General features: G+C 57.5%; 12 protein-coding genes and 2 pseudogenes. 5 read left to right on the top strand and 9 right to left on the bottom strand.

Annotated features, from left to right (window positions below):
• Positions 1–30 precede the first annotated feature (30 nt).
• The 3 genes and pseudogenes from ACODNG_RS16025 to ACODNG_RS16035 form a co-directional block, all read right to left on the bottom strand.
• Entirely contained in the window at positions 31–1,869 is a 1,839-nt protein-coding gene (locus tag ACODNG_RS16025) for a multicopper oxidase family protein (RefSeq protein ID WP_144927944.1), read from the bottom strand.
• 210 nt (positions 1,870–2,079) lie between these two features.
• Positions 2,080–3,150, bottom strand: a complete 1,071-nt coding sequence (nirK, locus tag ACODNG_RS16030) for a copper-containing nitrite reductase (protein ID WP_186313446.1) — start codon at positions 3,148–3,150, stop codon at positions 2,080–2,082.
• A 795-nt stretch (positions 3,151–3,945) separates the two neighbouring features.
• Positions 3,946–5,138, bottom strand: a pseudogene (locus ACODNG_RS16035) (ISH3 family transposase).
• Positions 5,139–5,814: 676 nt separating this feature from the next.
• Here ACODNG_RS16035 and ACODNG_RS16040 point away from each other — a divergent pair.
• The 3 genes from ACODNG_RS16040 (at position 5,815) to ACODNG_RS16050 (ending at position 8,333) form a co-directional block, all read left to right on the top strand.
• The gene (locus ACODNG_RS16040) at positions 5,815–6,396 is read left to right on the top strand and encodes a hypothetical protein (RefSeq protein ID WP_434523135.1); all 582 of its coding nucleotides are present in this window, start codon (positions 5,815–5,817) and stop codon (positions 6,394–6,396) included.
• Between the two features lie 32 nt (positions 6,397–6,428).
• Complete coding sequence (locus ACODNG_RS16045) at positions 6,429–7,397, top strand: hypothetical protein (protein ID WP_434523136.1); 969 nt, start codon at positions 6,429–6,431, stop codon at positions 7,395–7,397.
• An 84-nt stretch (positions 7,398–7,481) separates the two neighbouring features.
• Complete coding sequence (locus ACODNG_RS16050; protein WP_434523137.1) at positions 7,482–8,333, top strand: hypothetical protein; 852 nt, start codon at positions 7,482–7,484, stop codon at positions 8,331–8,333.
• Positions 8,334–8,382: 49 nt separating this feature from the next.
• Here the strand turns inward: ACODNG_RS16050 and ACODNG_RS16055 are convergent, their stop codons facing one another.
• On the bottom strand, positions 8,383–8,532 hold the full coding sequence (locus tag ACODNG_RS16055) for a hypothetical protein (RefSeq protein WP_434523138.1): 150 nt from the start codon (positions 8,530–8,532) through the stop codon (positions 8,383–8,385).
• A 254-nt stretch (positions 8,533–8,786) separates the two neighbouring features.
• Between ACODNG_RS16055 and ACODNG_RS16060 the strand changes: the two genes are divergently transcribed.
• On the top strand, positions 8,787–8,996 hold the full coding sequence (locus tag ACODNG_RS16060) for a hypothetical protein (RefSeq protein ID WP_434523299.1): 210 nt from the start codon (positions 8,787–8,789) through the stop codon (positions 8,994–8,996).
• Positions 8,997–9,135: 139 nt separating this feature from the next.
• Here ACODNG_RS16060 and ACODNG_RS16065 read toward each other — a convergent pair whose 3' ends face one another.
• The 4 genes and pseudogenes from ACODNG_RS16065 to ACODNG_RS16080 form a co-directional block, all read right to left on the bottom strand.
• Positions 9,136–9,723: a homing endonuclease associated repeat-containing protein gene (locus ACODNG_RS16065; protein ID WP_434523139.1), complete on the bottom strand. Its 588-nt coding sequence runs from the start codon at positions 9,721–9,723 to the stop codon at positions 9,136–9,138.
• A gap of 128 nt (positions 9,724–9,851) precedes the next feature.
• Positions 9,852–10,751 (bottom strand): DNA-binding protein, encoded by a 900-nt coding sequence (locus ACODNG_RS16070; protein WP_434523140.1) that lies wholly within the window; start codon positions 10,749–10,751, stop codon positions 9,852–9,854.
• A 503-nt stretch (positions 10,752–11,254) separates the two neighbouring features.
• A complete protein-coding gene (locus ACODNG_RS16075; protein WP_434523141.1) occupies positions 11,255–11,731 on the bottom strand; it encodes a hypothetical protein in 477 nt (158 codons plus the stop codon).
• A gap of 117 nt (positions 11,732–11,848) precedes the next feature.
• A pseudogene (locus tag ACODNG_RS16080) lies at positions 11,849–13,128 on the bottom strand (RNA-guided endonuclease InsQ/TnpB family protein).
• Between the two features lie 375 nt (positions 13,129–13,503).
• On the opposite strand from ACODNG_RS16080, the gene ACODNG_RS16085 reads away from it, so the two are divergent.
• Positions 13,504–14,265 (top strand): CBS domain-containing protein, encoded by a 762-nt coding sequence (locus tag ACODNG_RS16085; protein WP_434523142.1) that lies wholly within the window; start codon positions 13,504–13,506, stop codon positions 14,263–14,265.
• 143 nt (positions 14,266–14,408) lie between these two features.
• Here the strand turns inward: ACODNG_RS16085 and ACODNG_RS16090 are convergent, their stop codons facing one another.
• Complete coding sequence (locus ACODNG_RS16090) at positions 14,409–14,852, bottom strand: 5-methylcytosine restriction system specificity protein McrC (protein WP_434523143.1); 444 nt, start codon at positions 14,850–14,852, stop codon at positions 14,409–14,411.

Consider the following 14,852-nt stretch of genomic DNA (forward strand, 5'->3'; position numbering starts at 1 on the left):
TGTTCCCGTCAGAACGCCCCCCGTCGACGACTACTCGCTTCCACCCTCGTCATCGGGCGATCGAACCTTGAACGGTCGCATCATGTCGTGGTCCTCGTGTTCGATCATGTGACAATGCCACATGTAATCGCCTGTCTGATCGGAGAACAGCCCCTTGAACTCCCCGAAGTGTGCGATCACGTGTACCACATTACCTGGGTCGACGGTGACCACGTCGTTCCACCCGAGTTCGTACGACTCGGGGGCATCGAGCGCGTCCAGATCGATGTCGTCTTCGGCGGGATCGTAATCAGCAGCCGACTGCCGTCCCAACACCTGGAAGTGAACGAGGTGGAGGTGTATCGGGTGGGACATCCCCGTGAAGTTGGCGAGACTCCAGATCTCGGTGTCCCCAAGCGTCGGGGTCTCGGTGACCGGGTCCGTGAGTTCGTACCCGATCTTTTCGTTGCGAGTCCCGAGTGCGTAGAGGGGCCGATCGTACTCGTCCGTTTGTCGGGCGAGCGTGAGGAAGCGTTCGGTGTCGACGGATTCGATCGGAATCTCGGGGACCTGCGTCAGTTCGTCTGGGAGTTGCGTTGGCTCCTGCTCGCTCTCCGCGGCTGCCACGTCGATAAGCATGACCTCCGGGAGGGGTTCGGAGTCCTCCGGCCCGATTCCGCTCGTCCCGCGATACTTCGCCGGGGCGTTATTATGCAGGAGCAGGGTCTCGCCCGCGTACTCGCTGAAGTCGACGACGACATCCGCGCGCTGACTCGATCCGAGTTCGAGACGGTCAGCGGTCTCGACCGGTTTCGAGAGGAGCCCGCCGTCGTTCCCGATCTGGACGAACGGCGGCCCCGCCTCACCCGTGTCGCCCGATTCATCGTCGTATTCGAGCAGCTTGAGGTTGTAGTATCGGCTGTTGGCCCCGTTGAGCAGGCGGAACCGATACTGTTCGGGATCGACGGACAGTCGGGGCCACGCCTTCCCGTTGACCGTCGACGTGTCACCGTAGAACTGCGGAACGATGCTTGGGTCGGGATGTGAATCGTTTTCATCCTCTTCTGTCGCTGGGACGTCCGTCGGGTAGTATAACGAGCCGTCCTCGTTGAAACTCCGGTCCTGCAACACGAGTGGGATTTCGTTGTCGCCCGTCGGAAGATCGAGCTCTCGTTCGTGGTCGTTCCGGATCAGATAGAACCCCGCGAGGCCGGCGTAGACATTCAGTCGCGTGATGCCGAGCGAATGATCGTGGTACCACAGTGTTGCGGGCGGCTGGTCGTTCGCGTAGTAGTAGTCCTTCTTCTCGAAGTCGGGGCCCGTCCGCTCGAAGTTGCGGGTGAACCACGCCTGCGGTTTCCCGTCGCTCTCGTGTTCGACATTGCCACCGTGGAGGTGCGGGACGACGCGGGCACCCGGCTCGTCGTACGGGATAATATCGCCGTGGATCGTCGGATCCTCCGGGAGCAGGTGTTCGTCCGGGAGGTGATTCTGCCACCGAACGTAAATCGGTTCGCCCTGTTCGGCTTCGATCGTCGGGCCGGGAAACTGCCCGCCGTAGCCCCACAGGGTCGTCGGCGGAAGGTCGCGGTGGAGCTTCTGTTCGATCTCGGCCATCTCCACCTCGTAATGAGGCTGGCCATCTTTCGTTCCGCTCGGTTCGATAACACCCGGACGAGGTATTTCGTCGACCCACCGTTCGAGATCCGGTGAGGAATGGGTCCCGTCGGACACTCCTTCGGCGTCTTCTGAGTCGCCCGCAGCTACCGGAGCGCCGATACTTTTCGCGGAACAGCCCGCGAACGCCGCGGTACCGGTGATACCCACGGCCGCGAGAAATCGCCGCCGTGCAACATCACTCTGGGATCGTCCAGTCTCGTCACCAACCATGTACGCGCTAGCCAGTTCATGTAAATAGGGGACCGGACAAACCCTGTTTAATGGGAATTAGTCCGAACATGTTCGCCGACAAAGACGGGATGTCAGAGCCGAAACTCCTCTGTTGACAACTGAGCCCACGAATATCCTCTTCATTCGACCGTCCTGAATCAAGACATCGGACAAGCTTCTTGGAAACAAAACCCAACGAATTATCCGAACCTACTCGTCGGATCCGGGATCGTACACGTCCGGATTCGGCTCCCCCTCGACGTCGACGACCGCGAGTGCGCCGCGGCGTCCGGCCCGTGAGAGCGCGTGGTCGACGATCTTGATCGGGCCCGGGACCGCGAGTTCCATCTCTCCGACGGTCGCCGTGCCGGGCGCGACCGGCGTGGTCTCGACGTATCGCGCTGGCGGGGAGACGAGGTCGCCGTCGCGGTACAGCCGCGACCAGACGTTGCCGATCGGGTGCCACGAGCTGGACTGGTTCGGGCCGCCGTTCACAAAGAACACGCGAACGGTCTCGCCCACCTCGGCGCCGATCGGTCCGAGCCGATCCTCGGTGAAGCCGTGGTGTTCGCCGTTGAACACGACGTACGTCGGATCTTCGGCGAGCATCGCACCGTGATCGAAGGCGTGGTGGCCCTTCTCGCCGAGGTCGCCTTTGGTGTACAGCTCGTGCTGACCGAGGTAGAGCTCGCGGTCCACCGCGGGCAGTCCCGCCTCTGGCTCGACGAGGATCGCGCCGAACATCCCGGAGCTGACGTGGTGGTCCATCGCCGGCACCGCGCAGTGGTAGGTGAACAGGCCGGGGAACTCGGCGCGGAAGCTCAGTTCCGCCGCGTCGTCACCGGGCACCAGCGTCGTGTCGACGGCCCCGCCACCAGGGCCGTACACGGCGTGGAAGTCGACGTTGTGGATGTCGCTGTTGTCGTCGGCCGGGACCTCGAACCGGAGGTTGACGGTGTCGCCCCGCCGGACGCGGATCATCGGCCCGGGAACCTGTCCCTCGAAGGTCATGTACTTGAACGTGACTCCGGGCTCAACCTCCGCGACAAGCTCCTTTGTTCGAAGAGTGACGTCGTGTTCGCGCGGCTCGTCCCAGTTCACAGGCGCCGGGACGTCGGTCGGATCGGCCGCGATCCGGTCGACGTGGACGTCACGTACAGGGTCCAGTTCGGGGACGACTTCTTCGTTCGGGTCCTCCGGTGGGGGCGTTTCCGCGTTCACCGGCGCGCCGATACAGCCGGCCACCGCGCCGACCGCTCCGATCCCGAGCGCTGCAACCATCTTCCGCCTGCTGAGGTCTTGTGACATGATGCTTCCCATCTCAACAGAGGCATCGTAGTGACATATATAATATATACTGTTCCCCAATATCGGGGTTGAAACGGCCATCTACCACCATATACGGGGTTTTAAATACTTAATAAGTATGTCGAGTACGGAATCGGACGGAAGTGAATTTCGAGCCGCGGTCCATGAACACACCCGGGCCACACGAAGATGAGTGTATCACGGCTGCTCGCACTTATCATCAAAATGACTCTCTGGAACGAGATTAAACAATCGTGCGACAGCGCGGGCGGTTGCTTGCTTGTTTTGAGTACGTCCGTTCAGTGGTGACTCGAAGTTCGAAATTAGCCGCCAAGCGAGAGTACCCCCGAGCAGCCGGACGGTTTGCCGTTGTTCGTCGGTGAGGCCACCCTGCGTCTCGAGTTTGGAGAGCGCCTCTCCGACCTGACGGCGTTCGATCCGTGCCGTATGATGTTGTAACCGTCTCCGGACGCAGCGGACGTCGATCCCAGTATCAGATACGTTGTCGCGACGATTTCGCCGTCGTTCCGTGTTATGCCGTTCAGAGGTCATAGTCGCTAGTTGTCCACTCTCTCGATAGCGGCGGCAGCAAGAGGCTGGTCTGACATGGTGAGAGCGCCGAAACGAGACGAAGGACACTTTTGGCACTACAGAGACTGGGAAAAGAGTCAAAGATCTGGTTGCTTTCCGCTGTGGCCATCGCTCAAACCGCTCTCAGAAGACAGCTGTTGCTCCCCGCCAGCCTCGCTTCGACCGAAGCGAGGCGGCTCACCCGAGTCCGTGCTCGTATCCTGGTGGCAGTCCCTCCCCGTTTGTCCGATGCTTGGTCTTCCAGCCGAGCTCGTCGTCCAACACCCGTTCGATCCCATGGAGAAACGCATCACTGAACGTGAACTCTACCAGGCGTGCTCGCCCGCCACGCCGTGGCCGGGCGAGCACTGCCCACTGCCACCACCAGCCACAACTGCTCTAACAGGAACCCTACACCCACGTAGAAGAGCCGAATTGTTGTCGATGGCGTCGTCGTAAGGGCCCGCGCTTCCCGGAACTTCTCGTAGCTCTTCTCGATCCGTGAGCGGTTGTTGTAGATCCGCGCCACTTGCCGCGGCGTGCGGTCTTCCAGACCGTACGCCGCGTATCCAGTCTGTTTGAGTCCTGACTTCCCGCGATCACCGTTCTGGTAGGTCACGTTCACCGCCAGCGGAAACGTCTGTTCGTGCGCTTTACCTTCACAGATCGTTTCTTCGGTCATGTACGACGCTGTCGCTGAAAGTTTCTTCCGGAGCGAGTCTTTCCCGGTCTTGACCGGGAAGACTGGCGGCGCTGTCGCCCGAAGCACGCCGATCACCTCGCCGACGTAGGCTGCTCGATCCATGAGAATCCGCTCGAGCTCGAACGGATACAGTTCGACGCGGGCGAGCACGCGCTCGACCGCGTCGGCTGCGCTATCGTCGCCAGCAACCGGTTCAACCGCCAGCGTCAGCGGCTTTCCCTGCGCGAGTACGAACGCCGTGCAGTACCGATGGCACTTCGTCGTGCCATCACGCGCTTTGATTCGCCTGAACTCGTCTTCGTCCGCTGGGTGCCCGTGAAACGGGTTGTCCATGAAATCGATGCCAGACGGTTCTCGACCGCGACCGGTCGAGAACCGACATCGCCAACGTCGCGAGAATGTCGTTGACAGCGTCCAGCATCGGCTCTTTGTCGAGAGTATGGAGCCAGTCCATGACGGGTTCTCTGTTGGGTGTCTCGTCTGTGTTGGTCGTGACCCCGTTGACCGAGGTTGTCCCGACAGCCGCACGGAGAACGACTTCCATGATATCGCCGGAATCGAGGGGCGACCCCTCGATTCCTGGCATCGGAATCAACTCAAGCACCTCCAGAGCAAGAGTCTTGAGTTGGCTGTTCGTAATGAACTCGTCCGGATCTGTAAGCACCTGCTTGAGTTGTGGAAGATTCATTAGGTGCGTATCCGGACAGCGGATGAATCAGGTTCCTGATTCACCCGCTTCCTTCACTACAACGTGTCAGCTTGTGAGCTGCTGAGCCAGAGTGGACAACTAGCGATTGTACATTACCGCAGATAACCCGTTTTCAAACTGGCCAGAGGCGGTCCATTCAGAGCTTGAAGATCCGATACCGGATCACTTGACGAGAGGACTCGGGGCGATTGATCGAGTTCCCTTTCAGGTCTCTGGGGGATATCTGAATGAGGGGGAAGATAGATTCGCTCTGAACTACCTCCATTTCACACAGGCGCAGGGAATTCATCCGACACTATTGGTGGACGCTTTGTGTTGGCAACGCTAAATCCTGGGTTCCAATAGGTTTCAGTTCCAATGCTTCCTTCAAAGATGGAGAAGGACCGCTTTTTGAATCTATTCGACCTGCTGTTCCGATACCCGGACAATACGGAGTACCCTATCTCTCAAATCGATAGACTCCAAAGCCGACTACGGAGCGGCCAGTGGTCCTCCAAGAAGGTTCTTTCAGAATTCGACACTCTCTACCAAGAACTAACAGACGCAGAAAGGAGCCACATTAAGGACGTTAGAAAAGACCTGAACGAACTCAAATCCAAAGAGAAAACACAGAGAAAGCAGCTTCGCTCAGAATCTAGAAACCGCTACTCAGGATGTGCCTCTTCACTCTATCTACCAGCAAAACGAATTCATCGAAACCTGGTTAGCACGGAAAAACCAAGATACACGCGAGGCTCTAACCGAGGACTTAGTCGAAGGTCTGGAGAATGTCAGAAGCGAGATTGAGTCTGCCGAATATGATATTCAAGACTTAAAACAGGCCTTCGAATATGGGACTGAAGAAGAGGTTGTCCAAGAACTCCAGCGGCTGTATCAAGCCTTTAAACTGAAGGGATGGCACCGACGGGACCTTCAAAATCTTCACACATACAACTATGAGAACGAATATTTTGAGTATATAGAGAAAAAACTACATCAGGAGCCAACTGAGAATACGTTCGTTTTTTTCCTCCCGAACTTTGAACCAGAGAATCGGATCGAGCCTGACGATTTTGTGGAGTTGATTGCTCCTCCCGGGGAATTTTCGGTTGACACGCTCGCAGAGATCTATCCATATGACGGAGAGGAAAGGGAATATGTAGATCCTGATCTTCCGGAGCTGTTAGAAAATGATGCGCTGGTGAAGTTACGGGTGGAGGCCTACTTCGCGTACGGGGCTAACGAAATTCGCATTTGAGAAGCTTGGAACCTTCTTGGATGCCTTATCATATGCCAGATAGCCTTTCAGATATTGAAGCACCGCAGTACCGTGACAAGCTAAAATATATTCGGTGGTCCGAATCAGCTTATGAGATGTCGAAGTCAACGGGAATGACTAGAGAAACGTCTGAAAGGATCGTCTTCCCTAGCCAAATTTCGAGTCGTTTGGTTGATGACGCACTTCCTACATTGACTGATGATTCGCCTCTCGTGGAGTTCTATAGCCGAGGGATTCACCTCTATAGGAAAGGGAATACAGGTTCACGAAATATTGATAAAATAATATATTACGCTGCTTGCCTGGAAACGATCGCATCTACAGATACGGCTAGCCGTGGCGAGAAAATAGAGAATATGATCACGGTTGGCAAGCTGTGGGACACTGATGAAACACGGGATATACTGGACTCCGTCTTCGAGGCTCGGAATGATGCGCTACATGCTGGACTTGAACAACCTAATCTAGACGCTGAGGTTGATGCTATGCGTCATAGCTTGAAAACCGCATTACAGGAACTCTCTCAGTGTATCCAAGACTCTGAAGCAAGGACCATCCCTGAATTCATTGAGTACGTTGATGACAAGGTTTCTGAGGAACACAAGCAGCAAGTTGAAGATCTCGAACAAGTAGGTATTGAGCCGAATAGCACGTACCCATTCGAAACCGAGACCCTCATTCACGAGGATCACAACGACCAGGAAGTTGGGGTACGCTTCTCAGGGAAGATGACGTTCAACTACAGCAATGGAAGGCTCGTCCCGGAAATGAAATTCGAAGAAGTAGAGAAAGAAGGCGATGGCAGCTTCCCAGCACCCCATGGAGCATCGTTCGATATTGAAGTCGAAGATGTAACTTTGGAGGTTGGACTATACCGCATACCAAACTCTGTAAGCGCAGCAGTAACCAGAAACTCCTTCCACCATATCGCGCCTTGGACCACAAAACCACCAAGAGTTGAGGTAAAAGACCCAGCATAGGGATCCACACAAACAGCCCAAAGATAGGCCCCAAATACCCGCTTAATATATGATTATTTAGGCCTTACAGGGATGTTTCGCTCTATGGCTTGGTTCAGTGATTTTCGGAGTGAAGTAAGGGAGAAAACGCGGGTATCTGATCTGACTTTGATTTCTTCGGTGCCCATTTTCCTTTCGCTCGTCTTCCTGCTTCCTGAGTCAATTCAGAATGCTTTGATCCTAGACTACGGTAATTACTCTATCTTCAATCTCTGGAGCTCTGCCTTTGTACATCGAGGATTCAACCACTTCAGCAATAACTTGGCGGCTTACTGCGTCCTGATCGGTCCAATATACCTGCTTTTGGTGCTGGCTGATGAACGGAAGCTGTTTCGATACACGTTCTTGTCATTCCTCTTCATCCTCCCGTTCGTCATAGCTCTGAGCAACATAGCCGCTCTTGGCTCTGGAACCGGAGCAGGCTTCTCTGGAATCGGCTCCGCATTCTTCGGGCTCCTCCCCGTCTCGCTATTTCTATTCATCCACAACAAGGTCTCAGAGGAGATAGAACCCGCTCACGGGGTCGTACTGTTCCTCATAGCCGCCGCGATCATCGCAGGAACCTACTCCGGCGTTACTGCAGCAGCTGGCATTCTGCTGTTCGCTGTATTGATTACCATCTACGACACCTACCAGGTGGGCCTTGACGAGGTAAAGGAAGCCGCTGCCGGACTAACTTCGATGGAAGGCTATTTTGAACTGGTAATGATCGCGGGCCTCCTATTCTTGGTGTCTCCTGTACTGCTCTTTCCTCAAGATATCACTCAAGGCGACGGAGCTGTGAACATTCTATCCCACTATCTGGGGCTTCTCTTGGGATTTTTCGGGCCCACTATTTACTTGTTCTATCGAAGACATCGGAGGCAGATCATCGCGGGCATCCAGAGTGGTTTCTAACTGTGTTTCGCCAATTGAAGAATCAACTTTCACCAGGCACCCTGCTCGGTTAGCGGTGTTCCTGCCGCAGCGACTGCGTACACTCGTGATTTCGAATCCGCTCTGGAAGGCCGACCTTCCCACAGACGGGACACTCCCGCAGCGGTGTCGGCGGGAGGTCGGTCCAGGTGTCCAGTGCGGCCTCTAACTGTGCTTCCACGATCGGCGAGTCGGTCGTGCGGCGGGCTTCGCGGAGGTGAATGCGAAGCCGTTCACGGGCCGTGAGTGTCGTGTTGTCGGTCATAGTGGGACGGGATCGCTGGTGGCCCCGCCACCCATCGCGGGGGCGAGCAACACCACCGGGTGCGGTTAGCGAATATCGGGCTGGAGCGGGGCTAGCTGTTCCCAGAAGCGATGATGTACAGCACAGAGTGTGATCAGATTATCTAGCGCGTTCGCCGCCTCAGCGTCATATTGACCGTCCGCATCAACGAATTCACGCCGAGGTCTGATGTGGTGGATATGGAGGTCCTTTCCATAACGCGCGTGGTGTTCGGATTGATTGATCTCACACCCGGGCGTCTGGCAGCAGTAGTTGTCACGCTCAAGGACTCGCTGACGCTGTCGGCGCCACCGCGTCTGGCTCCACTTCTGTCGCTTCCACGCCACTCGCTCGTCTTGTGAGTCACCGTACCCCGCACGGCGTTTCGCCTGGCGCCACGATTCGAAACGGTCGTAGTAGGTTGCAACGTGATACTGCCCCTCCGAATTCATCTCCTCCACCGTCGGGGCATGGCCGAGTTCTGAAGCAAGCCGATTGATCTCAGCAAGGAGCTTCCGGCTTGGGAATATTCTGCTTGCCAGCGGGTTCAAGGCCCGCTTCAAGTACCGCGTTGGCCCACGACCCAAACCGATCCGCACAGGTTCGTTGTGAGTACGCACCCCGTTCATCCATCTCTGGTGCAGTCGGCACACGCCCGAGCTCATTAGCTAAGTTGCGGATCGCCTCTATCAAAGCCTCGTCTGGTATGCGGCTTTCCTGGGCTGGTTTCTGCCCGATCGAGCGGATAGCGTTACTCCACGAACCGAACTCGGTACAGTACGCTGTTGCTGAATACGACCCGTCTGTCTCCATCTCGTCTCGCGTGGGTGACCGGCCCAGTTGCTTAGTGAGTCGTCGAAGCTCAGTCTTCAGTTCGTCACGCCCGATGGAGGTTTGGCCACCGAGGTGGCCACGATAGGCTGTAAGCGAGGCGAAGCTCTTACCGCAAGTCTCGCATTCGTACTCCCCGTACCGGTGTACGGAGGCAACATGACCACCGAGAGCGCTAGCTCTATCGAACGTAGCACTACAGTAGTCGCATTCGTACATTTCAGTGTCACTCGCCGGCCTACTTGCGCCGGCACCCATAGCGGCGCCAGAAAAACTGTCCGAGAGGTTGTGGCTGCGCGCGCAGCGAAGCGAGCACGGAGCGGAGGGTGGGGCGGCGGGGTCAGGGTCGGTCCGGCACACAGCAAAAAAAGGGCTGCTCCGATTGGCTATTCGTCCCACCAGCGGCCGCGTTCCGGGAAATGAAGGGTCGACCAGCCAGTGACGGCCAGTGAGACGCGTCCGTCGTACCAATTTCTCGCTGCTCCGTGGATGCGCACCCGTTCACCTTCTTCGACCCAGGGGGCATTCGATTTCTCCCAGATCGTCACCTTCGTTTGCCCGCTTTCGTCTGCGATCAGGCCAACTTGAGCGATGACTGGAGAGTCACTATCCCAAAGCACCTCAATTTGACCTTCGACACTCACTTCTTTGCGATCGACGTCCTCGAGCTTCCCGATTGGAACCACCTGTCCTGGCGCCGTCTCCAACTCCTCGAACACCCGCACGACCGCACTCGTCATGTCCGTGCCGTCGACGACCGCTTTGGCCAGGCGTCGACTGATCGCCGCACGTGACCAGCCATCCACCCGCGTCGCAAGTCGGTCTGCCTCCGTGTTCACCGTCGCCAGCTCATCTTGAGAGAGCTCCGTGCGAGGATCGTCCCGTTCGGGGTCGGCCATCGGGTCCACGCTCGCGGCCCGCTTCTGGAACTCCCGCCGGCGTTCCTTGCTCCCTTCAGCGGCGACCGCTCGCGTGCGCTGCTCACGACCGTTCTGTGTTCCCAGCTCGGCCTGGGCACTGATGCGCTCCAGTTCGGCGTCCCGCGCCCGAATGCGCTCTTCCTGTTCGAGAGTGACACCGTGAATCCGGTCCTCGCTCGTGTCCGCGATCCCGTCCGGGTGGTTGGCATCCACCTTCGCCTGCGTCTCCTGCTCGACCGCCGCCTCGAACTCCGGCGTCTCGTCGACGACCGGGAAGCCGTCTTCATCGACCGCCTGACCGCCCGCGTTCTCGAATGCCTGTTCATCGACCGAAACGACCTTTCCGCTAGCGTTGTTACTAGACATTGGAATCACTTACAGGGTGATTTCCGACGAAGGCGCTCACGCGCCGACTCCGCGATGCTCCAACATCGCGGTTTTCCGACGACAACGACCGACAGAACCATCTGCGCGCTCTCGCTCGCGCCTTCGCGAGCGCCCTACCGGGCGCGAGCGAGAGCGCGCCTGCATGAGGTGGCCCCAACCAGCACCGCGCGTCGACCCGCCCGGAGCGAGCGGCCAGCGCATTCCCCGTTCGCCGCGACGCAACTACGTCCGTCGCGGTCGGCTGTGCCGAGGTCCGCAGGACCCGAACGGGTGAAGCGCTGGCGCCGAGGGCACATCCATTTTAGCCCGGCAGTCCGCCCGCTACTGTAGGCAGACCGCCCGGAATGGTCGGTCGCGAGCGACGCGGAGGGCGGAACGCGGCGAGCGGTGCGTGCCGTATCGTACACACCGGCCAGCCGATAGAGGCTATTGTCTGCTTAATAAACGGCCCCTGACTCGATATTGCTCTTCCGCCTTTGTGGCTACCAGAACGGCCACCAATCGTTCCGCGCCGCCGAGTACTCCGTTTCGGACGGGATACTCTCAGACACTTTGGCCGTCAACTCCCACATTTCGTCTTCTAGATCCGTCAGCTCCGACCAGTCCGTTGTTTCATCAGCCTCTATTTCGGAGGCCATCCACCGGTAGTTCATCCCGATATCTCTGAGAGCGGACCAGATCGACTCATCCACCCCAAGATATCGACCCTCGGCTGCGTGTTGCTGGAGCTCGTCAGCTCGTGCTCTGAGAACCTCCACCGTGTCGTTCCCGGTCGAGCTCTCACTGAGAACCTCATTCGAGTATTTCTTCCTGGCTAAATCCGCTTGCACACCTGCATCCACGTACCACCGCTCGATCTCACGCCCCCGTTCCTTGTCGATTCTACTGTTGACCGTATACATCGAAATCAGGAACGAGCCGATCAAACTGACCGCGACCACGAGAATGTCTACCCACATAACCTCCCATTCCACCGACAACAGTTAGAGCATTACTGAAAGCGCCTGTAGCTTGAAAAGCGAGCGACCAGCGGATCGACATCCAGTCCGCGGACACGGAGCGTCCGCTCGCTGGTGTCACGGCAACACCACGGCGGCACCTTGCGGGTCTGTGCGCAATTCGTTGGGAGCCACTGTGGCTTCCTCGACAGGGAACCACTGATGGTCGTCCCACTGGAACCGCACGGGCCGTGCCGTCGGCCTGACGTCGGTGTTCGTCGCCTGTTCGAGCAACGTTCGCGACGCGACGAGGTCGGCGTGCCCCTCGAAGCCACACGGACACCTTAGCGTCTCGCGATGCCGGCGAGTCCGCTCGCGCTCACCACACTCCGGACACGTCTGGGAGGTCCACGCCTCGGAGAGTGAGGCCACCTCGATGCCGTACCCCTCGCAGACGTTCGCGAGTTGCTTGAGACACTGCCGATGCGCCCAGAAGATACGCGCTTTGAGATTGGCCTCGACCGACCAGTACTCGCCGAGAACGCCGGTGAGATCGCCGTGGTAGATGGTTTCGACGCCGTCGTCGTGGAGTCGCTCAACGAGGTCACGAAGCAGCGCGTTCACGGCGTGGTCGCGCCGGCGTGACCGCTTCCGATAGAGACGTTGGATTCGGTTGCTGGTCTGCTGTCCATCCGGCAACTTCGCCTTGGCGTCCGCGATGTGCTCGGTAGTTTCGCAGAACTGCCGGAACGGCTCTTGGCCACGTACTAGGACTGGTCGCCACTCGTCGTCGTACACGCCACGAGGACGTTCGCGCCGATATCGAGCGCAGCGGCGTCCGTCCCCGTCGGAGTCGCCTGCTCGCGATCTGGAACAGTCACTGGCTGGTGAGCCCGGTACGTCTCGTCGACGTCGTCATAGGTGAGGTGGAGGCGGCCTTGGTCGCCCTGCCAGTGCGGCGAACCCCGAACGGCAACCTAGAGCCGTTCGAACTGACTGAAGCCGTACTCGTCTTTGAGCTGGCTGCCGATGGGGATCTCAAGCCGGGAGAGCTCGCCCCAGCTGATCGTGTAGGCGTCGTTGCGGATGTAGGTCCGCAGGTCGCGCCCATCGGCTTGGTTCCCCCAGTAGCCGGGTGGACTAACCTCCTGTTTGGCTTCCTCGACCGTCTCGAAGAACGACCGCCAGGCGGCGTCGTTGACGCGGGTGATCTGCTGGGTCGTCGCCGACCCCAACACGTCGACGTACTCGTCGTAGTAGCCGTCACATTCCCAGACGCTCTCGCCGGCGAAAAATTGCTGCCGGCGCGCATACGTCAGCTGGTTCCAGAGGCTTGCTGACGCATCGAGAAGGCGTCGAAGGACGATATCGGATCGCTCCGATTGCGGGACGACCTCGAAGGTGTTGGTCCGTCTCATCGCTCTGTCTCACCCCACATTTGTGGCACGTAGCCGAACTGTTCGACGTCGTCCGCGTAGTCTCGGGGGAGCCTGATCAGAACGATTTCGGGGACACCGTTCTCGGCCTGTTCGACTAACCACTATTCTAGTTCGACTTCAGCCTCCTCGATCTCGGTGAAGTCGACCGACATCGGTCATCGCCCCTCCGGCTGGCGGTACACCTGTTGCTGGTGGTGGTGACGCATCTCGAATCACCTGTGCTGTCGCAGGCACGACTGAACGCGCCTGCACCCTATGCAGGCGCTCAAAAACAACGCAGAGTATCCGGACGAATTCGTTTCCCCAAGGATGTCCACACGGGGTTTCAATAGCGACGCACGTCCTCAACGATGTATGGTTCGAACCGTAGCTGATGTCCCAAGCTACGACCTTGCCTCGGTCGATTCTCAGAACAACCTGATTTCTGCGATTGAGATGATGTTCGAGAACGACTACTCTCAATTGGGCGTCGAACGTGACGGGAAACTGATCGGGATGGTGTCCTATCGATCAATCTCTCAGGTGCTGTCGATACTACGCAAGCTGGGTGCTGATAAGAACCTCCCCGGGCGAACAGTTCAGATCGCTATCGAAGATGTCGAACCCGTGGTGGATCCCACGGCAGATCTCGTTGTCCTCTTTGATTTGTTGGCCGAAGATCCGTATGTGCTGGTTGATGATCCCGATCAAGAGTCGTTACAGATTCTCACGAATTACGATCTTCTTCATTATCTCCGGGACTCGATCGAACCCTTTCTGATGATTGAGGACATCGAAATCGCGATTAGAACGCTCCTCCAAGAAGCGTTCCCTGATGATCTCGATACTGAACTACAAGACTTCTACCAGGATAAGGATATCCGGACGCCAGAGGGACTGACGGACTGTAGTTTCGGCCATTATCCACAGTTCATGAGTCAGAATTGGTATCGGTTTGAGCCATATTTTGAGGAGAACGGCGACTTTGTTCGTCGCCTAATCAATGAGGTCGGGGATATCCGCAATCAGATCTTCCATTTCCGTACCGAACGTCATGATCCGAATGTTGATGAGGCGCTGTTGAATTTTGCTCATAGCTATTTTACAGATCGAATATCTCGAACCCCGTCGTCATAACCTCTCTTTGATGAGAATCAATGGTCGGTCGCGAGCGACGCGGAGGGCGGCAGCGGCGAGCGGGGCGGGCCGTCACGGAACACCAACTTGGTTATCTCTCAGTAAGGCCGCATTCCGGACCCACTACCTCGTGATATGTCCTATTACTCAGGTGTTGTCTGGATCACAGAACGTATCTTATCTATTACTCGGCTCGAATAATCGTTCTCGCCGGTTGACTGGGTTGGAAGTTCTACAACCTGGAGGTCGTGCTCAAGGTCTGATTCATACACCGATTCCACCCACCCATCCTGTTCAGGATAGAACAGTATCCCAGTCCCATCGTACGCCACCTGATACCCAATCATCTGACTCAAGTCCCCGCTTGAGGGGGAACGGCTGCCCTTTCGGTCAACCTTCCATTTCGCATCCCCGACGAACACCGTTTCCTCGTCGTCGATAACAGCAACGTCCGGCTTGATCGGAACCGAACGTGACCCACTGTAGAACAGCTCTTGGCGGCGAGCCTGGGGTACTACCTCAACGCCGCTTCCTGCGTAGATTTGCCGGACTGCCTCGACTACGACGCTCTCGAAGATGTCATTCAT

The organism is Halorubrum sp. AS12 (assembly GCF_051122765.1).
Lineage (GTDB): Archaea > Halobacteriota > Halobacteria > Halobacteriales > Haloferacaceae > Halorubrum > Halorubrum trapanicum.